The organism is Colwellia sp. SU-HH00943, assembly GCF_057546125.1.
Map to the genome: position 1 here is coordinate 178842 of NZ_BAAJLW010000002.1, position 25814 is coordinate 204655.

Annotated in this window: 22 protein-coding genes; 15 read left to right on the top strand and 7 right to left on the bottom strand. The window is 37.5% G+C overall.

Annotated features, from left to right (window positions below; genetic code table 11):
• Positions 1-49 precede the first annotated feature (49 nt).
• The 6 genes from tig to AC27GZ_RS06085 all read left to right on the top strand — a co-directional run bounded on the left by tig (position 50) and on the right by AC27GZ_RS06085 (position 8837).
• Positions 50-1357, top strand: a complete 1308-nt coding sequence (gene tig, locus AC27GZ_RS06060) for a trigger factor (protein ID WP_487094011.1) — start codon at positions 50-52, stop codon at positions 1355-1357.
• Positions 1358-1495: 138 nt separating this feature from the next.
• On the top strand, positions 1496-2137 hold the full coding sequence (gene clpP / locus AC27GZ_RS06065) for an ATP-dependent Clp endopeptidase proteolytic subunit ClpP (protein ID WP_487094528.1): 642 nt from the start codon (positions 1496-1498) through the stop codon (positions 2135-2137).
• Positions 2138-2281: 144 nt separating this feature from the next.
• Entirely contained in the window at positions 2282-3559 is a 1278-nt protein-coding gene (clpX, locus tag AC27GZ_RS06070; protein WP_487094012.1) for an ATP-dependent protease ATP-binding subunit ClpX, read from the top strand.
• Positions 3560-3712: 153 nt separating this feature from the next.
• Positions 3713-6058: an endopeptidase La gene (lon, locus tag AC27GZ_RS06075; RefSeq protein ID WP_487094013.1), complete on the top strand. Its 2346-nt coding sequence runs from the start codon at positions 3713-3715 to the stop codon at positions 6056-6058.
• A 352-nt stretch (positions 6059-6410) separates the two neighbouring features.
• The gene (gene hupB, locus AC27GZ_RS06080; RefSeq protein WP_487094014.1) at positions 6411-6686 is read left to right on the top strand and encodes a nucleoid-associated protein HU-beta; all 276 of its coding nucleotides are present in this window, start codon (positions 6411-6413) and stop codon (positions 6684-6686) included.
• A gap of 231 nt (positions 6687-6917) precedes the next feature.
• Complete coding sequence (locus AC27GZ_RS06085; protein WP_487094015.1) at positions 6918-8837, top strand: SurA N-terminal domain-containing protein; 1920 nt, start codon at positions 6918-6920, stop codon at positions 8835-8837.
• Between the two features lie 478 nt (positions 8838-9315).
• On the opposite strand, the gene AC27GZ_RS06090 is transcribed toward AC27GZ_RS06085, so the two are convergent.
• The 6 genes from AC27GZ_RS06090 to pspF are packed head-to-tail and all read right to left on the bottom strand — an operon-like array spanning position 9316 to position 15850.
• A complete protein-coding gene (locus tag AC27GZ_RS06090; protein ID WP_487094016.1) occupies positions 9316-10101 on the bottom strand; it encodes a peptide ABC transporter ATP-binding protein in 786 nt (261 codons plus the stop codon).
• On the bottom strand, positions 10098-11141 hold the full coding sequence (locus tag AC27GZ_RS06095; protein WP_487094017.1) for a peptide ABC transporter ATP-binding protein: 1044 nt from the start codon (positions 11139-11141) through the stop codon (positions 10098-10100). Before AC27GZ_RS06095 ends, AC27GZ_RS06090 begins: the two co-directional genes overlap by 4 nt.
• Entirely contained in the window at positions 11141-12034 is an 894-nt protein-coding gene (locus tag AC27GZ_RS06100) for an ABC transporter permease subunit (protein WP_487094018.1), read from the bottom strand. The genes AC27GZ_RS06095 and AC27GZ_RS06100 overlap by 1 nt, the downstream gene beginning before the upstream one ends.
• Positions 12024-13052, bottom strand: a complete 1029-nt coding sequence (locus tag AC27GZ_RS06105) for an ABC transporter permease subunit (RefSeq protein ID WP_487094019.1) — start codon at positions 13050-13052, stop codon at positions 12024-12026. Before AC27GZ_RS06105 ends, AC27GZ_RS06100 begins: the two co-directional genes overlap by 11 nt.
• A gap of 1 nt (position 13053) precedes the next feature.
• Positions 13054-14724 carry an ABC transporter substrate-binding protein gene (locus AC27GZ_RS06110; protein WP_487094020.1) on the bottom strand — a complete coding sequence of 557 codons (1671 nt, stop codon included), beginning with the start codon at positions 14722-14724 and terminating at the stop codon, positions 13054-13056.
• Positions 14711-15850, bottom strand: a complete 1140-nt coding sequence (gene pspF / locus AC27GZ_RS06115) for a phage shock protein operon transcriptional activator (protein ID WP_487094021.1) — start codon at positions 15848-15850, stop codon at positions 14711-14713. Before pspF ends, AC27GZ_RS06110 begins: the two co-directional genes overlap by 14 nt.
• A 253-nt stretch (positions 15851-16103) precedes the next feature.
• On the opposite strand from pspF, the gene pspA reads away from it, so the two are divergent.
• The 9 genes from pspA (at position 16104) to AC27GZ_RS06160 (ending at position 24178) form a co-directional block, all read left to right on the top strand.
• Positions 16104-16763: a phage shock protein PspA gene (gene pspA / locus AC27GZ_RS06120; protein ID WP_487094529.1), complete on the top strand. Its 660-nt coding sequence runs from the start codon at positions 16104-16106 to the stop codon at positions 16761-16763.
• Between the two features lie 111 nt (positions 16764-16874).
• Positions 16875-17087, top strand: coding sequence for an envelope stress response membrane protein PspB (gene pspB / locus AC27GZ_RS06125; protein ID WP_487094530.1), 213 nt, complete (start codon positions 16875-16877; stop codon positions 17085-17087).
• Positions 17084-17557, top strand: a complete 474-nt coding sequence (locus AC27GZ_RS06130; protein ID WP_487094022.1) for a PspC domain-containing protein — start codon at positions 17084-17086, stop codon at positions 17555-17557. Before pspB ends, AC27GZ_RS06130 begins: the two co-directional genes overlap by 4 nt.
• Positions 17558-17733: 176 nt before the next feature.
• Positions 17734-19197 (top strand): YcjX family GTP-binding protein, encoded by a 1464-nt coding sequence (locus AC27GZ_RS06135; RefSeq protein WP_487094023.1) that lies wholly within the window; start codon positions 17734-17736, stop codon positions 19195-19197.
• Positions 19194-20318, top strand: coding sequence for a YcjF family protein (locus tag AC27GZ_RS06140; RefSeq protein ID WP_487094024.1), 1125 nt, complete (start codon positions 19194-19196; stop codon positions 20316-20318). The genes AC27GZ_RS06135 and AC27GZ_RS06140 overlap by 4 nt, the downstream gene beginning before the upstream one ends.
• A 240-nt stretch (positions 20319-20558) precedes the next feature.
• Positions 20559-21371, top strand: a complete 813-nt coding sequence (phhA, locus tag AC27GZ_RS06145; protein ID WP_487094025.1) for a phenylalanine 4-monooxygenase — start codon at positions 20559-20561, stop codon at positions 21369-21371.
• A 30-nt stretch (positions 21372-21401) separates the two neighbouring features.
• Entirely contained in the window at positions 21402-21740 is a 339-nt protein-coding gene (locus AC27GZ_RS06150; protein WP_487094026.1) for a 4a-hydroxytetrahydrobiopterin dehydratase, read from the top strand.
• A 144-nt stretch (positions 21741-21884) separates the two neighbouring features.
• Positions 21885-23453 carry a transcriptional regulator TyrR gene (gene tyrR, locus AC27GZ_RS06155; protein ID WP_487094027.1) on the top strand — a complete coding sequence of 523 codons (1569 nt, stop codon included), beginning with the start codon at positions 21885-21887 and terminating at the stop codon, positions 23451-23453.
• 104 nt (positions 23454-23557) lie between these two features.
• Complete coding sequence (locus AC27GZ_RS06160; protein ID WP_487094028.1) at positions 23558-24178, top strand: transglycosylase SLT domain-containing protein; 621 nt, start codon at positions 23558-23560, stop codon at positions 24176-24178.
• 301 nt (positions 24179-24479) lie between these two features.
• Here AC27GZ_RS06160 and AC27GZ_RS06165 read toward each other — a convergent pair whose 3' ends face one another.
• Positions 24480-25784: an HlyC/CorC family transporter gene (locus AC27GZ_RS06165; protein ID WP_487094029.1), complete on the bottom strand. Its 1305-nt coding sequence runs from the start codon at positions 25782-25784 to the stop codon at positions 24480-24482.
• Positions 25785-25814: the final 30 nt, after the last annotated feature.

Below are 25814 nucleotides of genomic sequence, written 5' to 3' on the forward strand. Positions count from 1 at the left end.
ATGAGATACGTATTAAATAGCGTAGCACGCTAAGTTTTGAGGTATATAAATGCAAGTTTCAGTTGAGACTACACAAGGTTTGGAACGTCGTTTGACTATTTCTGTTCCTGCCGAAACAGTAGATGTTGAAGTTAAAAATCGTCTTCGTCAAGTTGCTAAAACCCAACGTATCAATGGTTTCCGTCCGGGTAAAGTTCCACCATCTGTAATCCAAAAACGTTACGGTGCTTCAGTTCGTCAAGAAGTTGCTGGTGAAGTTATGCAACGTAGTTTTGTTGATGCTATTGTTGCTGAAAAAATTAACCCAGCGGGTCGTCCATCGTTCACAGCGAAAAGTAATGAAGATGGTAAAGCGTTAGAGTTTGAAGCTACGTTTGAAATTTACCCAGAAGTTGAATTAAAAGACTTAGAGAAAATTGCTGTAGAACGTCCAAAAGTAGAAGTTACAGAAAAAGATTTAGATGAAATGTTTGTTACTTTGCAAAAGCAACATCAAACATGGAAAGAAAACAAGCGTAAAACCAAAAAAGGCGACAAGCTAACTATCGATTTTAACGGTCGTGTTGACGGTGAAGAATTTGAAGGCGGTAAAGCTGAAGGATTTGAATTAGAGCTTGGTTCAGGTCGAATGATTCCTGGTTTTGAAAAAGAAATTACAGGTATGAAAGTTGGCGAAGAAAAAACAATCTCAGTTACTTTCCCTGAAGATTACCATGCTGAAAACCTAAAAGGTAAAGACGCAGAGTTTGATATTGTTGTTCACAAAACTGAAGGTCCAGTTTTACCTAAAATTGATGAAGACTTCGCTAAACTTTTTGGTGTTCAAGAAGGTGGTGTTGACGCTTTACGTGAAGAAGTTGGTAAAAACATGGAGCGTGAATTATCTCAAGCAGTTAAAGCTAAGGTTAAAGAACAAGTTATTGAAGGCTTATTATCTGCTCACGAACTTGATCTTCCAGCAAGCCTAGTTGCTCAAGAAGTTGATGTTTTACGTCAACAAGCAATGCAACGTTTCCAAGGTCAAATGGATCCTAAAAACTTACCTGAATTACCAAGCGAAATGTTCGCAGAGCAAGCTGAACGTCGTGTTAAAATTGGTTTACTTTTAGGTGAAGTGATTAAGGTTAATGAGATCAAAGTAGATAACGCTAAAGTAGATGAGTTAATCGCTACTGCCGCTTCTGCTTATGAAGATCCTAAAGAAGTTATTGATTACTATGCAAACAACAAAGAGTTAATGCAGCAAATGCAAAACGTTGCTTTAGAAGAGCAAGCAGTAGAGCTTTTAGTTGAAGGTGCAAAAGTTAAAGATAAAAAAGCTAGCTTCAAAGATATTATGAACCCAGAAGGGAAGTAATAATCTGCTCAGTCGTAGTTTTCGATTGACATTAAGCTAAGCAATCGCTTAAATGGCTTATATGGAAACATATAAGCCATTTTACTTTTTATAAAGGGAAAGAATACATTGTTTAATTCTCAGTTTAACCCTCAAAATATGTCTCAAGCTCATTCATCAACAACAAATCAAAGTACAGGAAGTGCGATAGAAAGCGCTCTAGTACCTATGGTTGTTGAACAAACTTCTAAAGGTGAGCGCTCTTACGATATTTATTCTCGCTTACTTAAAGAGCGTGTGATCTTTTTATGTGGTCAAGTTGAAGACCATATGGCAAACCTAATTATTGCTCAGTTATTATTCTTAGAATCTGAAAGCCCAGAAAAAGATATTTTTCTTTACATCAACTCACCAGGTGGCTCAGTAACTGCGGGTATGGCAATTTACGATACCATGAAGTTTATTAAGCCAAACATTAGTACAGTTTGTATTGGACAAGCAGCCAGTATGGGAGCTTTCTTACTATCCGGCGGTGAGAAAGGAAAACGTTATTGTTTACCTAATGCACGAGTGATGATTCACCAACCATTAGGTGGTTTCCAAGGTCAAGCGTCTGATTTTGAAATCCATGCGAAAGAAATTTTATATATTAAAGATAAATTAAATCGTTTAATGGCAGAGCATACAGGCCAGCCACTTGAAACAGTCGCGCAAGATACGGATAGAGATAATTTCTTAAGTGCAGAAAGTGCGGTTGAATATGGGTTAGTTGATGCCATATTAGAACAAAGAAACAGTTAATTATACAGCGCATTAACTGTTAAGTAGCAGTTATCGAAAACTGCTACTTAAAAAATGATAAAATTACGACTATGCTATAGTTTATACAGATGAAAAAATCTAGTGTAGTCGTTATTAACGGAATTAAAGACTTAGAGGTAGGGCATGACCGATATTAAAAGTGGTGACGGTGACAATGGTAAGTTACTTTACTGCTCATTTTGTGGCAAAAGCCAACATGAAGTACGTAAACTAATTGCTGGCCCGTCGGTATTTGTTTGTGATGAATGTGTGGAGTTATGTAACGATATTATTCGTGAAGAGATAAAAGAGATTTCACCCAAGGAAGAAAAAGAGTCACTACCATCCCCGATTGAAATACGTGAAAGTTTAGATGATTACGTAATTGGTCAAGATCACGCTAAAAAAGTATTAGCCGTAGCGGTTTATAATCACTATAAACGTTTACGCAATGGTGATTCACACAATGGTGTGGAATTAGGAAAAAGTAATATTTTGCTTATTGGCCCTACAGGCTCAGGTAAAACTTTACTTGCACAAACATTAGCACGTTTACTTGATGTGCCATTTACCATGGCAGATGCAACTACATTAACTGAAGCAGGTTATGTAGGTGAAGATGTTGAAAACATTATTCAAAAGCTACTGCAAAAATGTGATTACGATGTAGATAAAGCACAACGCGGTATTGTTTATATTGATGAAATTGACAAAATTTCACGTAAATCAGATAACCCGTCAATTACACGCGATGTGTCTGGTGAAGGTGTACAACAGGCCTTGTTAAAACTGATTGAAGGTACTATTGCTTCTGTACCACCACAAGGTGGCCGCAAGCATCCACAGCAAGAGTTTTTGCAAGTTGACACGTCTAAAATTCTCTTTATCTGTGGTGGTGCTTTTGCAGGCCTTGATAAAGTCATTGAACAACGCTGTCATACCGGAACAGGCATAGGTTTTGGCGCAGAAGTGCGTAGCAAAGAGCAAGAGAAGTCACTCACAGAGCGTTTTGAAGAAGTTGAGCCGGAAGATTTAGTGAAATATGGTTTAATTCCTGAATTCATCGGTCGTTTACCTGTAGTCGCTACCTTACGTGAACTTGACGAAGAAGCATTAATACAGATCCTTCAAGAGCCTAAAAATGCGTTAACTAAACAATTCACCGCTTTATTTGATATGGAAGAGGTTGAGTTAGAATTTAGAGAAGATGCATTACATGCTATTGCTCGAAAAGCCATGGAAAGAAAAACAGGAGCACGTGGTTTACGTTCTATCGTTGAGTCGGTATTGCTTGATACTATGTACGAGCTTCCTTCAATGGAAAATGTCAGTAAAATTGTCGTTGATGAAACAACAATTAAAGGTGAGTCTAAACCACTAGTTATTTATGATAGCCAGCCAGATCAAGCAGCATCAGAATAATCAGTTGTAAGTACTTAATTTATAAGAAGAGCCGCAAGGCTCTTTTTTGTTTTAGCGCTTTAGTAATAAACTTGAATTTCTCGCTTGTAACTTATCTATTTATCCCCATATAGTTTTTATCAGTAATTTTCAATACTTTCCAAAGAGACACACATGACTGAAGAATTATCTAGTGTAGTTGAAATCCCCGTTCTTGCCTTGCGCGATGTCGTTGTTTACCCACAAATGGTTATTCCGCTATTTGTTGGCCGTGAAAAGTCCATTCGCTGTTTAGATCTTGCTATGGAAAATGACAAGCAAGTTTTTCTTGTTGCCCAAAAAGATGCAGCAGTCGATGATCCCCAAGCCAACGACGTGTATCAAATTGGTACAGTGGCAACCATTTTACAAATGCTGAAATTACCTGATGGTACAGTTAAGGTGCTTGTAGAAGGGCAGCAGCGTGCACGTGTGTGTCAGTTTGTTGAAACGGAAGAATATTTTAGCGCTGATATCGAGTACCTTGATTCAGCTCCTGAAGAAGGTGAAGATCACGAGGTATTAATACGTTCGGCAATTTCACAATTTGAAGGTTACGTTAAACTCAATAAGAAAATCCCACCAGAAGTACTGACTTCAGTCTCGGGCATTGATGATGCACAACAACTTGCGGATACCATGGCAGCGCATATGCCATTGAAGTTGGTTGATAAACAAAAAGTATTGGAAATTATTAATGTTACTGAGCGCTTAGAACACTTGATGGCATTAATGGAAGGTGAAATAGACTTATTACAAGTAGAAAAGAAAATCCGTACCCGTGTTAAAAAGCAAATGGAAAAAAGCCAACGTGAGTACTACTTGAATGAGCAAATGAAAGCAATTCAAAAAGAGTTAAATGAAGGTGATGAAACACCTGATGAACTTGAGCAAATGGCCAAGCGTATTGAAGATGCGCAGATGCCAACAGAAGCAAAAGAGAAAACCCTTGCTGAAATGCAAAAATTAAAAATGATGTCGCCAATGTCAGCAGAAGCAACTGTAGTGAGAAGCTATATTGATTGCATGTTGAATGTACCTTGGAAAAAACGTAGTAAATTGAAGCGTAACCTTGCCTTAGCACAAGAAGTGCTAGACAAAGATCATTTCGGTTTAGATAAAGTTAAAGAACGTATTTTAGAATATTTAGCTGTTCAGCAAAGGGTTAGTCAGCTTAAAGGACCTATCTTGTGTTTAGTCGGGCCTCCGGGTGTTGGTAAAACATCACTTGGGCAATCTATTGCCAAGTCTACTGGACGAAAATACGTACGTATGGCGTTAGGTGGTGTGCGTGATGAAGCGGAAATACGTGGCCATCGTCGAACCTATATCGGATCTTTGCCAGGCAAATTGATTCAAAAAATGTCAAAAGTAGGTGTTAAAAATCCATTATTTTTATTAGATGAAATCGATAAAATGGCTTCTGATATGCGTGGCGATCCTGCTTCTGCACTATTAGAAGTACTTGATCCTGAACAAAACACTAACTTTAATGATCATTATTTAGAAGTTGATTACGACTTATCTGATGTAATGTTTGTGGCCACCTCAAACAGCATGGACATCCCGGGCCCATTGCTAGACCGTATGGAAGTTATTCGTTTATCAGGTTATACCGAAGACGAAAAACTAAACATTGCTCGTAATCACCTGTTAAATAAGCAAATAAAACGTAATGGTTTAAAAGATAAAGAAATCGAAATAGATGATAGTGCTATTATTGGCATTATTCGTTATTACACCCGTGAAGCTGGTGTCAGAAATTTAGAGCGGGAAATATCTAAATTATGCCGTAAAGCCGTAAAAGCTATTTTACTTGATAAAAAGTTAAAGAAAGTTACGGTTAATCAAGACAACTTAGATGAATATCTAGGGGTACAACGTTTTGATTACGGTAAAGCTGATGATGAAAATCGCGTTGGTTTAGTGACAGGTTTAGCATGGACGCAAGTTGGTGGTGAATTACTGACGATAGAAACAGCCTCAGTGCCAGGTAAAGGGAAGCTTAGTTATACGGGGTCGCTAGGTGATGTTATGCAAGAGTCTATTCAAGCAGCAATGACAGTAGTACGCAGCAGGACTGAAAAACTCCGCATTAACGATGATTTTTATGAGAAGCGTGATATTCATGTTCATGTGCCAGAAGGTGCAACGCCCAAAGATGGCCCAAGTGCTGGTATTGGCATGTGTACTGCGTTGGTTTCAAGCTTAACGGGTAATCCTGTGAAAGCTGAAGTGGCAATGACGGGTGAAATCACACTGCGTGGAGAAGTTTTAGCCATCGGTGGGTTAAAAGAGAAGTTACTAGCTGCGCATCGTGGTGGCATTAAAACGGTTGTTATACCTCACGATAATGCACGTGATTTAAAAGAAATTCCTGAAAATGTAAAAGCAGACTTGTCAATTCACCCAGTAAAATGGATTGATGAAGTGCTTGCTATCGCATTAGAGCATCCTGTAGAACAGTGGCAAGCCGAGTGAATTTTATGCTAGGAATAGCTTTTTTTTGATGTAATTCACTAAAAAAAGCAAAAAAATAGAAAAAATATCGAAAAAAGTGAAATAAAGGCTTTTCAAACGCTGAAACTATGGTAAGTTAAGTACGCCTATGTCGCTAGACCCCTTATTTAGTATGTCTATGAGGTAATGTACCTTCATTGATTTTACAAAAGAGGTTTAGTGGTAATAGTATTTTTTTAAACTCGGCGCTTGATGTTCAAAAGAAATAAAATTACATAATGTAGTTTTAGTTTTCTGCAGGACGAACTTTTATTAACTCTTAATTAAGAGTAAAGATAGCGTTGTAATAATAACAATTGAAGGGGTATACACTGTGAATAAATCTCAACTTATCGAGAAAATTTCTGAAGGCGCTGACATCTCTAAAGCTGCGGCGGGTCGTGCTTTAGATTCATTTATTGGCGCTGTAACTGAAGAATTACAAAATGGTGAGCAAGTTGCTCTTGTTGGTTTTGGTACTTTCTCTGTACGTGACCGTGCTGCACGCACTGGCCGTAATCCACAAACTGGCGCAACTATTCAAATCGCTGCTGCTAAAATTCCATCTTTCAAAGCTGGTAAAGCATTAAAAGATGCATGTAATGGCTAATATATATTAAATTGCACATAGCAATTTTTTATATAATTAGAATTATATTTAAAGACCACCATTTGGTGGTCTTTTGCTTTTAGGAAGGTTAGAGATTATTTCACAAAATAAAAGTAATCTTGTACTTCAAGCTGTGGTCTGCTTCTGCTAAAATCGCGAACAACAAAATTACAGTCGTTATTTACAATAAGTGGCTCAATAGGGTACTTACCTTAAAGAAAAGAGAAAAAGATGTTAGAAAATATTCGAGAAAGTTCGCAAGGCTTAACTGCTAAAATTATCCTTGGCTTAATTATTTTAACGTTTGCCGTTGCGGGTATTGGTAGTTATACCAACTCAGTTGATAATTCTGTAGCAACAGTTAACGGCGAAAAAATTAGCTTACAAGCCTTCAATAAAGCTTACCAAGCTCAGCGTAGCCGTATGGAGCAACAGTTTGGTGAAATGTTTGAGACATTATCTAGCGATAGTGCTTATATGGCCAATTTCCGTCAAGGTGTATTAGATAACCTGATTAATGAGAAACTAATTGACCAAAGTGCTCAAGATTTAGCTATTCGCGTTTCTGATGAACGTTTAAAAAATAGTATTAGAGCTATGCCTGAGTTTCAGGTTGATGGTGTTTTTGATAATAATCGCTATTTAGCCATTATTAACCAAGCAGGCTTCTTTCAATCATCAGACTTTCGAGATTACTTACGTGTAGAAATGACACGTCGTCAATTAAGTCAGGCACTTGTATCAACAGAGTTTAATTTACCTTATCAAGAGAAGTTGCAACTTGCTTTGCAAAATCAAACCCGTGATATTCGCTATGCAACTATTTCAGCTCAACAATTTGAAGCAGCGGTTGAAGTGAGTGAAGAAGAAATTAAAACATTCTTTTTAGCCAATCAAAACCGTTTTGAAAACAAAGAACAAGTGAAGGTTAATTACGTTAGCTTAAATGTGAATGATATTGCTCAAGGTATCGAAATTTCAGAAGAAGATGTTGCTGAATATTATCAAGAAAACCTTGCTAGTTTTACGCAAGCAGAACAGCGTCGAATTTCACATATTTTAATCGAATTTACTGAAGATGATAGCGATAGTGAAGCAACAGCAAAAACTGAAGCTGAAGCGGTTTTAGCTCGCCTCGAGCAAGGTGAAGACTTTGCAGAGTTAGCAAAAGAATTATCTGCTGATACCTTTAGTGGTGAAAATGGTGGTGATCTAGAATACCTTGAACCAGGTGTTATGGAACCTAGCTTTGATGACGCGGCAATAGCTTTACAAAATGTTGGTGATTATACCGAGTTAGTTAAAACAAGTTTTGGTTATCATGTGATTAAGCTTACTGAGCTTAAGCCTGAAGTTATTCAAAGCTTAGCTGATGTAAAAGATGAGTTAAAAGTAAGAGTTAGCACTGAAAGAGCACAAGAAGTTTTTTACGAAGAAAGTCAAAAGTTAGCACAGGTTAGTTTTGAATTTCCTGATAGCCTTGAAGATGCGGCTAATGAGGTCAACGCAACAATCAAAACATCAGATTGGTTATCTCGTTCAGGTAATCCAGCTCCTTTTGATAACGTTAAAATTATCGAAGCGGCTTTTTCTGACATAGTACTAACAGAAAACATGAATTCTGATTTAATTGAAGTTAGTGATGAAGTTGCTTTAGTGTTACGTTTGGACACCTACCAAGAAGCGAATGTTAAACCGCTTGCTGAAGTGGAAGAGCAAATTAAAAGTATCTTAATTGCGCAAAAAGCGACAGCAAAAGCACAAGAGACTGTTGAAGCCTTATTGGTTCAATTTAAAGCGGGTAATGATATTTCTGCGCAACTTACAGAGCTTAATGCTAGCTTTGTTGCTAAAGAAGCTGTTGCACGTTATAGCGCTGACTTAGACCAAAGCATTAGCCGTGAAGCATTTGTATTGCCACATCCTGTTGAAGGTACTGTGATTGCGTCTAGTGTCGCATTAAGCAATGGTGACTTAGCCCTCGTTGAAGTACAGTCAGTACAAGTGACTGAGGCAGCAGCTAATCCTCAAGTTGCTCAACAACAAACGTCTCAATTAGCGCAATCAGCTTATATGAGTTATGTTGATTCGTTAAAAGCTGATGCGAAGATAACTCGCACTACGGTTACTGAACCTACTAGCGCCTTTTAATCCTTATACCAAGTCAATTATTTAATTCACTTGGTATTCATAGCCTAGTAACAGTAAACAAATAACTAAAAAGCTAGTTACTCTATGTGTTGAATCATTCATCATCTAGAGAAGCTAGCTTTTTTAGTATTACGCTTTTGTTATACCAATTTGATTAAATTTCTTCCCTACTCAGAGTTATGCTCGATGTTCAATAACAAGGCAAATTTGTTTAGGTCTAGTCATTCTAAATCAAATAAATTTAACGAAGTTAGTGGGCATCGAGTAAGCTCCCAAAGGGCGAGTTTAAAAGGCTTACATGCTGCGTTATTGATTTTGACAAGGACGCTACATGGATGTAGCTTATTAGAGAATGCAGGAGCATATTCTCCTGAATAACCATTCTCTTCAATCAATGCCTTGTCTCTAAGCCTTTTAATTCTCGCTGAGTGGGAAAGAACTTAATCAACTTGGTATTACTAGTGCTTTTAGCTGTAAATTACTTTTTTGCTTGCAATTGAAAGCTTTGATTCATCATCAATTTTTGAGTAACTTTATGTTGCGGCTTCGCCATTATTGCTTGTGTTTTTCCATTCTCAACAATTTTGCCATTTGATAAGACAATTATGTCATCACTAAAGTGACGAATAATGCCAAGGTTATGAGAAATGAGAATATAGGCTAAACCCATTTGTTGTTGTAGATCGAGCAGTAGATTAATCATCTGTGATCTAAGTGATGGATCTAACGAGGCTAAGGCTTCATCGAGTATAATCACTTGAGGTTGTAGAATTATCGCTCTAGCAAGCGAAATACGCTGTTTTTGTCCACCAGAGAACATATGAGGATAGAAGTTCATATGATCACCTAGCAAACCGACTTTTTGCAAGGTTTTTCGGATAATCTCTGTACGCTTCTTGTCATCAAACGGTGTGTTGAGCTTTAATGGCTCATCAAGTAACTGTTGAATGGTTAAACTTGGATTGAGTGTGGTGCCAGAGTCTTGAAATATCATACGAATATGCTGGCATCTATGTTTATAACTACCTGATTTCAACTCTTGTCCATTTAAATAGATTTGCCCGCTTGATGCTGGCTCAGCGCCTACCAATAATCGCGCTAAGGTTGATTTTCCTGAGCCTGTTTCACCAACAATTGCCAAGGTTTTATGTGCTTCAATTGAGAATGAAATGTTATCTAGTACCGTGGTAGTTGTTTTCTTGAGCCAAGCACCGTTCTTATGATATGACTTAGATAGAGCGTCTACCTTTAATAATTCAGTCATCTTACCCCCGATTTTTGTAGTTTACGATTATGCCGTTTTGCGACATGTGCTTTCGGGGATTGTAATAATGGGAAGTGACAACTGACTTTATGACCATGAAAGTTACTTACCGAAGGAGCCTTGACACAATCTTGTTGAGCTCGAGGGCACCTAGGACCAAGCCTACAACCAATGGGCAAGTGTTGTAAAATAGGAATACTGCCCGGTAATGTCATGAGTCGAGATTTTGCAGGCAAATGAAGATTCGCCATTGGACTACTATCTACTAATGCTTGTGTGTATGGGTGCATGGCTTGTTGAAAAATTTGCTCTGTTGTGCCGGCTTCAACAAATTGTCCGCTATACATAACAGTAATGGTATTAGTCCAATGGGTAATATTCTCTAAATCATGGCTGATTAGCAGAATTGCCATATTTTTGAGTTGATTTAAACTGGCTAATAAGCGAAATATTTGCCCTTGATTGGTGTTTTCCATAGCCGCAGTTGGCTCATCAGCAATTAATAAAATAGGCTTTCTTGCTAAGGCTATAGCTATCATCACCCGTTGACATACTGCTTCTGTTAATTGATGCGGATAGCTTTTAAGACAGTTGGTATGCTGCTTTATGCCAACTTTATGAAGTAGCTTTATTGCTTCTGTTTGGCGTTGTTTTTGTTTTTGCCAGAAAAAGCCTGTGAATTGGCTATCATCTATCGCTTCAGACAGTTGTTCTCCAATTGTCGTGGTGGGATCTAAACATGCCATCGGCTCTTGAAATATCATAGCGATATCACGAGAAAGCACTTCTTTACGCTCTGGAATTGATAAACGTAATAAGTCAATTCCACGCCAATGAAACCTATCGGCATGCACATGCCATTTGTCATCTAACACACCAACAATTGCTTGCGCTAACAGTGACTTTCCTGAGCCTGACTCACCAACAATACCGCGAACTTCACCTTCTTTCATTGATAAACTGACTTTATCAACAGCCAATATATTTTGTTCACCTTGCACAAGTTCAATGGATAAATTTCTAATATCAAGTAAATTCATTAGCACTCCTTGCGTAGTTTGAGCGCATGGCGAATACCTTCACCCACTAAGTTAGTGGCAATAACCGCAAAGAGGATGGCTAAACCTGGTAAATAAACAGTCCAAGGTGCGATATAAAATAAATCTAAACCATTGGCCAAAGTAGCTCCCCATTCGGGCAACGGAATTTGTGCGCCTAAGCCTAAAAAGCCAAGGGTTGCTATATCTAGAATTGCAGCTGACTGAGCCATGGTTGCTTGGCTCATTATTCGATCAACAATGTTGGGAAATATTGAATAATACAAAATTCTAAATGGGCTAGCGCCGTCAAGACGAGAAGCCAATACATAATCTTTCCGAAATTCCTCTTTTACTGCATAACGAGTGATATGGATAAACTGCGGAATTAATACCATAACAACCGCCCACACAGTGTTATTAATACCTGGCCCTAAAATAGCGACAATGATAATAGCTAGTAATAATGAAGGAATAGATAAAATTACATCTAAGAAGTGGTTAAGAAAGCTCGATTTTATACCCGTTGTAAGGGCTGATAATGATCCGATGATTACACCCACAACGAGCGATATGATAACCACGATAAAACTTAGACCAAAGGTGAGAGACGTACCATACATTAACCTAGAAAGCATATCCCGGCCTAGTTCATCAGTACCGAGTAAATAACTGATATTACCATCTGCATGCCAAGCAGGTGGCAACAATGGCATATCAAGTTGCCCCTCTATTGGCGAGTGTGGTGCTAATAGTGGACCAAAAATAGCTAAAATAATTAAAAAGATGAAACAGCTAAAACCAGCCATAGCAACAGGTGTTTTTCGAAATACTTGCCAAAGCTGCATAAAAGGAGAGGGAAATACCTCTTCTAAATATATTTTATCACGAGCCATATTTAATACCTCGAGCCAATGGGTTTAGCGCAGCGTAAATAAAGTCCGTTAAAATATGAACTACAAAGATAAAGCATGATAATACTAATAAACCACTTTGAATGGCGGTGTAATCCCTTTGATCAATACTAACAATTAGCCAGCGACCAATGCCTGGCCAGCTAAAGATGACTTCGGTAACCATGGCAATGGTAACTAAGTTAGCAAACTGCAAACCAACATGGCGAATAATTTTAATTAACGCGTTTCGGATCGCATGCTTAAAGATAATACGTTGATAACTTAAACCTTTAGCACTTGCAGCCCTAATATAGCTTGTATCTAACACCTCTATCATCGAAGTTCTAGCTAAACGAACAAAAATAGTAGCTGGTGCAACGGCAATAACACAGGCAGGGAGAATAATATGCATAGTTGCATCGCTAAAAGCTTGCCATTTATAGGGGTTGTCGCTCAGTAAAATATCAATAAATTGGATCCCTGTAATGAGCTCTATTTCAAACAATAAGCTAATTTGTCCTGCAGAAGGGAACCAACCTAAACTGATTGAAAAAGTCAGTATTGCTAATAAGCCAAGCCAAAATACTGGGATAGAATATCCCAACATAGATACTGATAAAATGATGTTGTCGGTTGTTTTGTTGTGTTTAATTGCAGCAATAAAACCAAGAGGAATACCTACAAACATAGCGATGAGTAGGGCGACGATACTGAGCTCAATAGTTGCCGGCAGTAAGTTCATTATTTCATGGCTGATGACAGATTGGCTTGCCATGGATAGGCCTAAATCTCCTTCAACAATATGCTTTAAGTAAGCAAAGTATTGAATAATGATATTGCTGTCAGTCTTATAACTTTCATTTAAAAGTGTAAGTTGGCTTGGCGTAGCGTTGATGGCTCCAGATAAATTAATAACGGAATCGCCTGGAAATAAGAAGCTTAAGCTAAAAGACAATAATGTTAATAATAACATGGTGAAAATAAACAAACTTAAGCGGCGAAGCGTAAAAATCAGCATATTAGTTTACTGCCTCACTTTGAGTATTTTCAGCTTCTTGATTATTAAGTGCTTCTAAGTTTGATGAGCGTCTCGCTACCTGATAAAAACTAATACCGCCAAAAGGAGCAATTATTTTGCCGACAATATCTTGCCCACGTGCTTGATATCTTTTGGAGTGAGCAATGGGAATAAGAGGAACTTCCTTTGCAATTAAGGCCATAGCTTGTGCGTAAAACTGCTTTCGCTTTTTAATATTATTAGTTTCTAGTGCTTTATGAATAATATCATCATAATCCTTGTTACACCAAAAAGTTCTATTACTGCCAGTGTTACTGGCTGAACAACTCAGCATAGGAGAAAAAAAGTTATCAGGGTCGGGATGATCTGCAGACCAGCCAAGAAGAAAAGATTGATGCTCTCCTAATGACAAACGTTGCAAAAAAGTATTCCATTCATAACTGACAATATTGACGGTAATATTGAGTTTTTTTAAGTCAGCCTGAATTAGTTTAGCCATATTGATTGCGTTAGGGTTATAAGGCCTTTGTACAGGCATAGCCCATAAGTCCATGGTGAAACCATCTGGGTAGCCAGCTTGATTTAATAACTCACGCGCTTTAGAAATATTAAACGTTTGTGGTTTGATACTTTTATCATATGCCCACGACGTGTTAGGTAAAATAGAATTTGCCTGTTCAGCTTGCCCTTGATAAATAGTCTCTAACAAGGTGTCTTTATTAATCGCGTAAGCAAGTGCTTGTCGTACAAGTACATTATCAAAGGGAGCTTTTGTGGTATTAAAAGCAAAATAGCCTACATTTAATGCGGTAACTGAATCTAAAGTTAAGTCTGTATGTTCAATGATCTTTTCATGAGCAATTGGGTAGCTACTGATATCACATTCTTTTGCTAATAACTTGGTTAACCTGCCTGTATTACTTGAAGTGATATCAAAAACCAATTGTTCCATTTTAGCTGGCTCTTGCCAGTACTCGTCATGACGATAAAAGCGTATTAATGAACCTACTCGGTATTCTTTAAGCTTATATGGTCCAGTTCCTATGGGCATAATATCAATGTTTTGCTCAGCACTTTTTGCTGCTAATTGTTGGCCATATTCTGCAGATAAAATCACAGCAAAATCTGTCGCTAAATTAGCTAAAAAAGTATTATCAGGTCTAGAAAGGTGAAAACGTATGGTGTAATCATTTATTTTTTCAACTTTATCAATAAGGTTTTCAAGTTCAATACTTTGAAAAAATGGATAATTACCTCCCGAAATAAGGTGGAAAGGGTGATTTGGGTCAATAATTCGATTAAAGCTAAATAATACATCGTCAGCGTTTAGAAAGCGGCTAGGGGTAAAATAACTGGTTTGATGAAAAGCAATGTTTTTACGTAAATAGAAAGTAATTTTCTTACCATCTCGCGTTACATGCCATGATTTAGCTAATGCCGGTATTAGGGTATTTTCTTCACCATGATAGGCAATTAACCGATTGTATAACTGATTAGATGTTGCATCAATTGTCGTACCAGAAGTGACCAGTTGTGGGTTAAAGGTTTCAGGAGAGCCTTCAGAGCAATAAATAATACTGCGCTGGCTCAATGACAATTTGCCTTCATCATTGCAACCACTCAGGACTAATAATGTTATAACAGCACTAATAATCGAGTTAAGAAATTTCATCAGCTACGCTACCATCGCTTCCGTCGAGTAAATTATATTTTTTCAAGTAACCTCTTAATTGATGATAGGTTAACTCTAGTGCTTGTGCTGTTTTCTTTTGATTAAATTGACAATGTGCTAACGCTGATTTGATTAAATCTATTTCATAATTTTGAGAAAGTGATTTTAATGACTGCGGGAAGTCTGTCGTTATAGCAGCTGTTAATGGCTTGGTTGTCACTTGTGGAGTCGTTTCTATTTGCTCACTGGTCTGTGATTGTTCAGCATTGGTTGATGAAGCTGAGTTTGTTTCACTAGCATTAGCATGAACTCTATCAAGGGTTTTAATTTGTTGACTTGGTCTAAAAGGAGATTCAAACGGGTCAATAATTAACTCATGTACAGGTAAGTGTGGGTTGTTACAGCGATAAACGCTACGCTCAACAACATTCTTTAATTCACGAATATTACCCGGCCAGTGATAGTCAAGCATGGTGCGTTTAGCTTTTTCAGTAAAGCCACTGAATAATTCAAACTCAAGCTCGCGAGCCATATTCATGGCAAAATGTTCAGCCAACATGGTTATATCTTCTAAGCGCTCTCTTAACGGCGGCAGCGTGATTACATCAAACGCTAAACGGTCTAGTAAATCAGCTCTGAATTGCCCTGAAGCAGCTAAAGTGGGTAAATCCTCATTGGTTGCAGCAATTAATCGTACATCAGTACTTATTGTGCGTGAGCCACCAACTCGTTCAAATTCACCATACTCAACGACACGTAATAGCTTTTCTTGAATTAACCCTGAAGTGTTGGCAATTTCATCTAAAAACAGTGTGCCATTATCAGCACGCTCAAAACGGCCTTCATGGCGTTTACTTGCGCCGGTAAAAGCACCAGAGTCATAACCAAATAACTCGGTTTCTAAGAGGTTTTCATTTAACGCTGCGCAATTTAATTTTAAATAATTTTGCTCCCAACGTTTAGATAAGTAATGTAAGCGAGCAGCTACTAATTCTTTACCTGTACCTCGCTCACCAATAATTAACACTGGCTTACTTAATGGCGCAATTTGTGATATTTGCTCCAGTACTTCTAAGAAGCTGTTTGATTGACCAAGAAGATTATCTTGTTGTTTAAAACGCGCCATAACTTGACCTAAATTGGATGCTGACTCTGCTGCTAAAATCATCAATGAATGAAAATTTTAATATTAGACTCGGTATTAGTTAATTTCACTAACAAATAGTGTATTTTATTAATCAACTAGATAACAGTTTTTTTTGATTATTTAATTAAGCTTTGAAAAACATAAGGTTAAAAAGTTTTGTCAATTTGGCGTAATTAATGAATGCTTATGAATAGACATTTAAATAATGATAGAAAGAAAAGAGGAAGTTGTTATGGGTATTTTTTCTAGGTTTACCGATATTATTAATTCTAATATCAACAATATATTAGATAAAGCAGAAGATCCTGCAAAAATGGTACGTTTAATCATTCAAGAAATGGAAGACACCTTGGTCGAAGTAAGATCAAGCTCAGCAAAAACCTTAGCTGATAAAAAAGAATTAACGCGCCAAGTTACTCGTTTTGAAAATGAAGCTCAGCAATGGCAAGACAAAGCTGAACTTGCACTAAGCAAAGATAGAGAAGATTTGGCTCGCGCAGCTTTAATGGAAAAACAAAAGAGCAGTGAAAGTGCTAAAGCTTTAGTGGAAGAGTTAGCACACGTTGAAGAACATATTGCTAAGCTTCAGGATGAAATCTCGCAGTTACAAGAAAAGTTAGCGGATGCAAAAGCTCGTCAAAAAGCGATTATTATGCGTGAGAAAACCGTAAGCTCTCGCTTAAAGGTTAAGAAAAATATTGATAGTGGACGTGTTAATGATGCCTTAAGTCGCTTTGATCGTTATGAGCGTAAAATTGATGATATTGAGTCACAAGTAGAATCATATGACTTAGGCAGTAAATCATTAGCCGATGAAATTTCTGAGTTAGAAAGTGATGAAAAAGTTGATGATGAATTAGCGTCATTAAAAGCTAAAATGAAGAAGAAATAACGCTAAAGTTATCAATTATTAATTTCGTACTGTACTATTTACTTTTTATATCATGAGTAATTTTAGTCAACGAAAACAGCATTAAGGAGAAGTATTGTGGAAGACATCATTATGGCACCGGTGATAATTTTTATGCTCGTTGTTGCCCCAATTTGGTTGGTGTTACATTACCGCAGCAAAAGGCAGGTTAGCCAAGGTTTAAGTGAAGAAGAGTACATTCAATTATCTGACTTGTCTGAAATGGCTGATAAAATGGCTGATCGCATTAAAACACTTGAAGCTATTTTAGACGCGGAGACCCCTGACTGGAGAAGTAAATTATGAGTGGCAAACGCAAAGAGCTATTCCGTAATCCGTCAAGTGGTAAAATAGCGGGTGTGTGTGCTGGTATTGCTGACTATTTTGGTTGGGAAACTTGGTTAGTTCGTATTCTTGTTGTCTCAGGTGTCTTGTTTGGTATGCCTTTTTTGATTCTAGGCTACATCGCAGCTTGGTTTATTTTAGATAAAAACCCTAGCGCGCAAATGCATAAAGGTGGTCACAAAAGTTATCAATATGCTCGAGGAAATCAAGCGCATTCAACTGCTCATAATCAAGAGCGTAGTTTTGAGCAAGAAGATGCCGGTGAATCTATAAAGGTGAAGTCTAGAATTTGGCAGGCAGGTGAGCCACCTAAACAAGCGCTACATGATATTCGCCGTAAGTTTTTAACCCTTGAAAAACAGCTCCAAGGTATTGAGCAATATGTAACCTCTGCTGAGTTTACGGTATCAAGAGAAATAAATAAGTTATAAAAACGTCTTTAAAGACAAGCGCATAAGGCTTAACACGGGTGATGTCAAAAGGCCTCACCCAAAATAATTTTATATGTTGAGTTAAGTGCTGTTATTTCCGCACAAAAGTCATTATTATCAAATTACTCATTGTTAAGCGCTTCAATAGGCAATTTAAGATTGCGATCACATAACACATGGCCATAAAAAAGAAACACCGCTTAGATAGACTGAAAGATAAAGCAAGTGATATTTTAAACAGAACTTTTGATCAACATATTAACTTAGCTGTTACAGGGTTAAGCCGTAGCGGTAAAACCGCTTTTATAACCTCATTGGTAAATCAGCTTATTAATGAAGGCAGCAATAACCATCTGAGTTTTTTTGACCCAGTTCATCACGGAAACTTTATTGCTGCCAAACGAGTACCGCAAAAAAACTTAACTGTGCCGCGTTTTGATTATGATCGCGCTATTGCTTCCTTGACAGGTGAAGATCCCTCATGGCCTGAGCCAACCCATGGCATCAGTGAATTACGTTTAGCCATTCGTTATCAGCCGAAAAAATCGTTATTAAAATATACAACAGATATGGCGACATTGACGTTAGATATTACCGATTACCCAGGTGAGTGGCTCCTTGATTTACCTATGCTCAAGCAAACTTATGAGCAATGGTCAGTGCAAACTCAAGCACTATTATTAACCGAGCCTAGAAAAAAATACGCGAAGGACTTTCTTGAAAAAGTTAGCAACATAGATCCTTTCGCTATTGCTGATGAAGAAATATTAGCGCAATTAGCCGATGAATATACTGAGCTTCTGCATACTTTTCGACACAAGTTAGGCTTGTCTGTTATCCAACCTGGGCGCTTTATTTTACCCGCAGAACTTGCTGGCGCACCCATATTAGAGTTTTTTCCTTTTCCTAACCTTAGTGAGATTGATGGAAATGATTATCAAAATGCTAGCGATGATAGCTTTATTGGTATGCTTAGAGCACGCTTTATTGAATATAAAGACAGTGTGGTAAAAAAATTCTATCAGCAACACTTTGTTCGCTTCGATAGACAAATCGTATTAGCAGACTGTTTATCTCCCCTCAATGCTTGCTCAGAAAATAGTGGCCCAGAAAGTTTTGCTGATTTGCAATTAGCAATTGATATGATTTTAGAAAGTTATAGCTATGGTAAGTCAGGCATACTGGCGCGGTTATTTTCACCTAAAATTGATAAATTGCTTTTCGCTGCGACAAAGGCTGATCATGTGACGGCCGACCAACACGCTCCTATGGTATCTTTGTTAAATCAACTTATTTATCAAAGTAAACATAAGCTTAATTATGAAGCCATAGACATGCAAACTCTGGCAATAGCTTCTGTGAGAAGCACCCAATCAGGTAAAAGCTTGCATAAAGGGCAACCGATATCGGTTATTCAGGGAAATAGACTGGCCGACGATGAACACACGTCGCAAGGTGAAAAGATTACTGTTTTTCCTGGCTCTGTACCGAGTCAATTACCAGAACAGCAGTATTGGCAAACATCAGCATTTAATTTTATTAATTTTGCACCTCCAAGCGGTATGACAAAACACCAAAGCTTACCGCATATTCGAATGGATCAAGTGTTGCAGTTTTTATTGGCAGATAAAATGATATGAAAAATGTAGAAGCAAAAACGACATCGTCAGCTGAGCAAGCGCCGAGTGATACACACCAACAACAAATTCTATTTGCTGATAATGAGCTAGCGAGTAGTCAATTTGAAGCACAAAGCAAAGCAGCTGAAGATGGTAAACAAATATTGTTTAACAACCAAGATTATTTACCTATTGAAGAAAATAGTGACTTACCTATTGCGTTAGAAGAAACCTTGTTAGCTGATGGCAAACCGGTAAAAAACAAACGTAAACCCCGTTGGTTATGGCGCATTGCTCTGAGTTTGTTTGCACTTGTTATTGGCGTTGAAACGGTTGATTTTTTTATAAATGGTTTCATTAACTCACCTATTTTAACCAGTGTTTATGGCGTGATATTGGCGTGTTTACTTGCGCTAGTTTCATCTTCGCTATTGAGTGAGTGGGCCACGTTACGCCAGTTTAAGCGCCGTCAAACATTAAAACAACAAGCACAACACTTATTATTACAAAGCCCGATACAGCAAATTCAGCAGGGCAGTGAAGAGATTGATGTTGAAGCCTTTTGTCAGAGAATTACTGAGACTCTCCCCTGTGATTTAGTGTCTGAACAAGAGCAAGCTTGGCAACAAGCATTAAATGCAGAGCATTCTTCAAATGAACTACTGCAACTATATTCAAGGCTAGTTTTGTCGAAAGTTGATGAGAAAGCGATGCGAGAGGTTGCCAAATTTTCTACCGAATCAGTGGTGTTGATTTCGCTCAGTCCAGTTGCACTTATCGATATGCTGATCATGCTGTGGCGTAATTTACGGATGATTAATAAAGTTGCTGGTTTGTATGGATTGAAATTAGGTTACTGGAGCCGTATTAAATTGATTCGACAGGTGTTTGTTAATATGGTTTATGCGGGAGCGAGTGAGCTTATTGCCGACTTTGGAACTGACATGATAGGGGCTGATTTGCTGGGTAAACTTTCGGGTAGATTAGCTCAGGGATTAGGAGCTGGTATGTTAACAGCTCGCCTAGGAGTGAAAACTATGCAGCTATGTAGACCAATCCCCTTTGATGATAAACCTAAATTGGGACATATTCGCAAAGAAATGCTTACTACCATTAAAAGCTTGCTAACTAAATCTAAATAACCCGCCACACTATGATTAGCTTAACTTGGTTGAGTGAGGCTAATCGTATCAATTCCTGAATAAAAACGATCACTGTAATATTTGTTGTAATTAAATTTGTACAATAAATCTTCGTGGTTGTTTTTTGTACACAGCCGTTTACTTCCCTTCCTTTTATTTTATGTCTTAAGATAAATATAACTAAAGGGGAATCCCCGTATTACTTAATAAGAATAAGAAATAGAAAAGAAGGTTAATGTAATGGCAAAACACACTAAGTATGTATCTAAGCATGCTAATGAGCAGGGTGTTATCGAATGGACAGAGCAAGAAAATATCATTTGGGAAATATTAATTACACGTCAACTGGCTCATATACAAGACAAAGCTTGTGATGAATATATTCAAGGTTTAGCAAAATTAAAGTTACCTACAGATAAGATTCCACAATTAGAAGATGTCTCTAAAGTATTACGAGAAAGCACAGGTTGGCAATGTTATGGTGTTCCGGCGCTTATTGGCTTTGAGGAATTTTTCAAACTATTATCAGAAAAGAAGTTTCCTGTAGCAACTTTTATTCGTACAGAAGAAGAATTAGATTATTTGCAAGAGCCTGATATATTTCATGAAATTTTTGGGCATTGTCCATTACTGACTAACCCATCATTTGCTAACTATACTCAGGCTTATGGCAAAATGGGCTTAAAGGCAACAAAAGAGCAACGCGTGTATCTGGCCCGTTTATATTGGTTTACGGTTGAGTTTGGTTTGCTCGATACACCTCATGGTTTAAGAATTTATGGTGGTGGTATTATTTCATCGCCAAGTGAAACCCTTTATGCACTCACTGATAAAAATGTTGAGCGAAGACCACTGAATAAGTCAAATGTGGTAGACGTATTAAGGACACCGTACCGTATCGATATTATGCAACCCATATATTATATGCTCAATAAAGTCAGTGATTTAGACAACATTAGAGAATACGAAGTTGAAGATATTATGGCTTTAATTGAAGAGGCAAAAACATTGGGATTATTCGAAGCTAAATTTCCACCTAAAAATGTAGCTTAGCAAAGTAGTTTAGTTAAAAGGATCAAAGAAATGACACAACAATTATCTGCACAAAAGTGTGAAGCATGTCAGGTAGACGCCCCTAAAGTAAGTGATGAAGAGCTTAAGGAATTATTAGCACAAATACCTGATTGGATACCGCAAGTAAGAAATAATGTAATGATGCTTGAGCGTGAGTACAAATTCAAAAATTATAAACTCGCGTGGGCATTTTCGAATAAAGTCAGTGAATTAGCTGAAGCTGAATTTCATCATCCCGCTATTTTATTAGAATGGGGAAAAGTAACTGTAACTTGGTGGACACACGCAATTAAAGGGCTTCACAAAAACGACTTTATTTGCGCTGCAAAAACAGACTCATTAGTGTAATTTTTATAAAAATTGTCTTGTAAGCTGCTGTTGATAACAAATTAATATATAAGCCTTAATGATATTCTTTATTAAGGCTTTTTTCTTGTACAAATTAGTTTACAATGGCGTTATTAAATTTTCTTGGTATTAAGGTTTTATTGCATGCGTTTGGAAATTACTTGTCATGATCGTGTTGGTATGGGACAAAAAGTATTAGGTATTTTTGTTGAGCACGGTATAAATGTTCGTGGCATAGAATTGAAACAACCTGGTCGAATATTTATCAATATTCCTGATTTAGAGTTTTCTGATTTACAAACTTTTATGCCACAGTTGCGATTACTTGAAGGGGTTGGTGATGTCAGAACAGCACCCTTTATGCCATCAGAGCGTGAACGTAATGAGTTAGTCACTTTAATTAAGACTTTTCCTGATCCATTTATCTCTATAGATGCTAAAGGCAATATCCGTATAGTGAATAATATTGCTGCCAATATTATGGGCACTAATGAAGCAAGCATTAAAGGGCAAAATGTTAGCCAGTGGTTAAAAGGTTTTAATTTTTCTCGTTGGTTAGACAGTGATGATGTCCTTGCGCAAACTTGCCGTGTGAAGTTTCAAGGGGAAGATTTTGTTGCTGATATGATGCCTATTAATGTTTCAGGTGAAAGTAATATTAGTGGTGAAGTTAAAAAACAAATCTTAGCGGGTGCAGTACTTATTTTAAAATCTGAAGCACGCCTAGGAATGCAGGTTAACGCGTTTAAGCAGCCAAATGAAAATACTTTTTCAGGTATCCAAGCCAGTAGTAGTGCCATGCGTAAAGTGCTTAGAGAGGCTAAACGTATGTCGCAACTAGACTCATCGATTTTAATTATTGGTGAAACAGGCACAGGTAAAGAGTTACTTGCTCGCGCTTGCCATGCTGCCAGCGAACGTGCTGAATTACCCTTTATGACACTCAGCTGTGCAGCATTACCTGATGATGTGGCAGAGTCTGAATTATTCGGTGTAGGCGAGACAGATCAATCAGCGAGTAAGCGAGGTATTTTTGAGCTTGCTGATGGCGGTACGGTTTTTCTAGATGAAGTTGGCGAAATGTCGACAAAGCTGCAAAGCAAACTATTGCGTGTCATTCAAAACGGTAGTTTTAGACGAGTAAACTCTGAACAAGAAATTACCGTCAATGTGCGCATTATTAGCTCAACGAATAAAGATTTACTCCATTTAGTATCGATTGGTGAATTTAGAGAAGATTTGTATTATAGACTCAATGTTTTTGGCTTAAATATCCCGCCATTAAGAGAGAGACGAAACGATATATTACCATTAACCGAGCATTTCATGACTCAAGCGGGGCATCGCATTGGTCGTCATCATCTATCCCTAACGACAGAATGTCGAGAGTTTATTGAGCACTACCCTTGGCCGGGCAATGTTAGACAATTAGAGAATGTGTTGACTCGAGCGGCATCACTGCTTGAAGGGGCTGAAATAGGTGTAGATCACCTGCAATTACCTGCTTACACTCAAGAACATGGTTATCTTGAGCAAGAGTTTGAAGGCACTCTTGATGCTGCAGTGAAAAATTTTGAAGCTGATTTATTAAGAAAACTTTATCCAGCTTACCCAAGCACAAGACAATTAGCGAAAAAACTAGGCTTAAGTCATACCGCTATTGCGAATAAACTACGAGAATATGATATCAATAAAAAGACGGTTAAAATTTAACCCTTGATAAATTGTAAACTTCTATGAAATAGTGTCATATAGTTTGCCAGTTATTTGAAAACTCTGGCATTATTATTCTTTATATTTTTGTTGATAAGTCTTTTATGCGTTTTACCAAATTGACAGTGGCGACAACCGTATCTCTTTTGCTTTTAACAAGTTGTGCCACTCCTCCTCCTAAAAACCCAGAAAATATTTGTGAAATTTTTCGTGAACATCGCGATTGGTTCTTTGCGGCCAAAGACGCCAGAGAACGCTGGGGAGTACCTATTCATGTTCCTATGAGTATGATGTACCAAGAAAGCTCTTTTAAACATAATGCCGCGCCACCACGCAAATATATTTTAGGTTTTATCCCATGGGGAAGAGTAAGTACTGCCTATGGTTATTCACAGGCTAAAACAATGACCTGGGATGATTATGTACGTGAAACGGGTAATTCTGGTGCCGATAGGGATGACTTTGATGATGCTATTGATTTTATGGGCTGGTTTATTTTCAAAACCCAAAAAGTTAATGGTGTCTCTAAGTGGGACGCCTATAACCAATATTTAAACTACCATGAAGGTTGGGGTGGTTATAAACGAAAAACTTATAAGAAAAAGGCATGGTTAGTAAAAGTGGCAAGAAAAGTAGATGACCGTGCTCGTCGCTACTCTTCGCAGTTAAAAAGTTGTGAAGAGGAGTTAGATCATGGTTGGTTATGGCGATTGTTTTTTGGATAATTGTATTATTGTTCAATTGTTAATCGACTCAGAAAACTACGCATAAACCTTGCCACTTTGTTCATTTTATTATGGAAAAATTTTAAATTGCTCGCTAGCTAAGTAATTATCAGCTTCTAAAAAGTCATCTTTTTTTTGCGAAAAAAAGATGACTTTTTTGTTAAAAAACTGTTGAAATAGTTAAAAGCTGTAATTGATAGGGGTTGACCTTGTTATCCACAGAAATTGTGGAAAGCTTATTTTTAAAAAATGCCTGTGGATAACTTTGTGGTTAACTAAGTTTCAGCGTGTTTCAAATTGATTATTCTTCTTCAGCCTCTTCACTGATGTAATACTCCGGCATAATACGCACGGTTTTAATCATATTGTCTGTAACATCCACTATCTCTACAGGATAGCCTGCTATACGAACACTAAGCTTGCTTTGTGGGATATCTTCTAAATATTCAATAATCAAACCATTAAGTGTTTTAGGGCCATCTGTTGGTAACTGCCAAGTCATTTCTTTATTTACATCACGGATACTCGCACTACCATCAACCAAATAGCTACCATCTGGCTGTAAAGTTACTTCATCACTCGCTGTTGGCGTCATGGTTGTGGTAAAGTCACCAACAATCTCTTCTAAAATATCTTCAAGCGTTACCAAGCCTTGTATATCACCATATTCATCAACGACTAAACCTAAGCGCTCTTTGGCACGTTGGAACTTTAATAGTTGGATATTTAATGGTGTACTTTCAGGGATGAAATATAATTCGCGTACAGCTCGTAATAAGGTAGCTTTTGTATACTGGCTTTTTGACAGGAGTTTTAGCGCATCTCTTGCGTGAATATAACCAACGACGTCATCAATATTGTCACGGTAAAGTAAAACCCGTGTATGATTTGCTTGCGTTAACTGCTTTTGTATTTTTTTCCAGTCATCATTAATATCGATACCGACTAATTCACTTCGCGGGATCATAATGTCTTCAACACTGACTTTTTCTAAATCTAAAATGCTCATCAACATACTTTGATCTTGTTCATGCAACAAGGCACCAGACTCGTTTACGACAGTACGTAATTCTTCAGAGCTTAAGCTGTGTTGCTCTCTTTTCTCTGAGCTAATACCGATAAGCGTTAAAATGCCATTGGTGATCCAGTTCACTGCAATAACAAAAGGTAATAATACTTTTAACAGTAAGGTTAAAATAATAGAACTTGGAAATGCTATTTTTTCTGGATATAAGGCTGCTAAAGTTTTTGGGGTAACTTCAGCAAAAATTAATACCACTAAAGTTAATACGATTGTTGCTATTAATACGCCGATATCTTCAGATATACCTGCTTCAACTGATAATCGTAAAGCAATAATAGTTGCAATGGCAGAAGCGGCGATATTGACTAAGTTATTACCAATAAGAATCAAACCAATAAGTCTATCAGGGCGATCTAATAACTTACTGACTCGCTTTGCACCTTTATGTTTTTCTTTTTCAAGATGTCGTAATCGATAACGATTTAGCGACATCATTCCTGTTTCTGAACCTGAGAAATAAGCCGAAATAAGCAGCAGTATGCCAAGAATAATAAATAGCATCTGAGTTGATATGTTATCCAAAAAGGAATCCTTACATTGTGTTTATATGGG

Bases quoted from the DNA above. Each gene is read 5' to 3' on its own strand.
- AC27GZ_RS06100 (WP_487094018.1), bottom strand. From the start codon at position 12,034: ATGGCTCGTGATAAAATATATTTAGAAGAGGTATTTCCCTCTCCTTTT.
- phhA (WP_487094025.1), top strand. From the start codon at position 20,559: ATGGCAAAACACACTAAGTATGTATCTAAGCATGCTAATGAGCAGGGT.
- clpP (WP_487094528.1), top strand. From the start codon at position 1,496: ATGTCTCAAGCTCATTCATCAACAACAAATCAAAGTACAGGAAGTGCG.
- AC27GZ_RS06130 (WP_487094022.1), top strand. From the start codon at position 17,084: ATGAGTGGCAAACGCAAAGAGCTATTCCGTAATCCGTCAAGTGGTAAA.
- AC27GZ_RS06085 (WP_487094015.1), top strand. From the start codon at position 6,918: ATGTTAGAAAATATTCGAGAAAGTTCGCAAGGCTTAACTGCTAAAATT.
- AC27GZ_RS06135 (WP_487094023.1), top strand. From the start codon at position 17,734: ATGGCCATAAAAAAGAAACACCGCTTAGATAGACTGAAAGATAAAGCA.
- AC27GZ_RS06095 (WP_487094017.1), bottom strand. From the start codon at position 11,141: ATGAATTTACTTGATATTAGAAATTTATCCATTGAACTTGTGCAAGGT.
- AC27GZ_RS06160 (WP_487094028.1), top strand. From the start codon at position 23,558: ATGCGTTTTACCAAATTGACAGTGGCGACAACCGTATCTCTTTTGCTT.
- tig (WP_487094011.1), top strand. From the start codon at position 50: ATGCAAGTTTCAGTTGAGACTACACAAGGTTTGGAACGTCGTTTGACT.
- AC27GZ_RS06140 (WP_487094024.1), top strand. From the start codon at position 19,194: ATGAAAAATGTAGAAGCAAAAACGACATCGTCAGCTGAGCAAGCGCCG.
- AC27GZ_RS06105 (WP_487094019.1), bottom strand. From the start codon at position 13,052: ATGCTGATTTTTACGCTTCGCCGCTTAAGTTTGTTTATTTTCACCATG.
- AC27GZ_RS06110 (WP_487094020.1), bottom strand. From the start codon at position 14,724: ATGAAATTTCTTAACTCGATTATTAGTGCTGTTATAACATTATTAGTC.
- pspF (WP_487094021.1), bottom strand. From the start codon at position 15,850: ATGGCGCGTTTTAAACAACAAGATAATCTTCTTGGTCAATCAAACAGC.
- AC27GZ_RS06150 (WP_487094026.1), top strand. From the start codon at position 21,402: ATGACACAACAATTATCTGCACAAAAGTGTGAAGCATGTCAGGTAGAC.
- pspA (WP_487094529.1), top strand. From the start codon at position 16,104: ATGGGTATTTTTTCTAGGTTTACCGATATTATTAATTCTAATATCAAC.
- AC27GZ_RS06090 (WP_487094016.1), bottom strand. From the start codon at position 10,101: ATGACTGAATTATTAAAGGTAGACGCTCTATCTAAGTCATATCATAAG.
- pspB (WP_487094530.1), top strand. From the start codon at position 16,875: ATGGCACCGGTGATAATTTTTATGCTCGTTGTTGCCCCAATTTGGTTG.
- clpX (WP_487094012.1), top strand. From the start codon at position 2,282: ATGACCGATATTAAAAGTGGTGACGGTGACAATGGTAAGTTACTTTAC.
- lon (WP_487094013.1), top strand. From the start codon at position 3,713: ATGACTGAAGAATTATCTAGTGTAGTTGAAATCCCCGTTCTTGCCTTG.
- tyrR (WP_487094027.1), top strand. From the start codon at position 21,885: ATGCGTTTGGAAATTACTTGTCATGATCGTGTTGGTATGGGACAAAAA.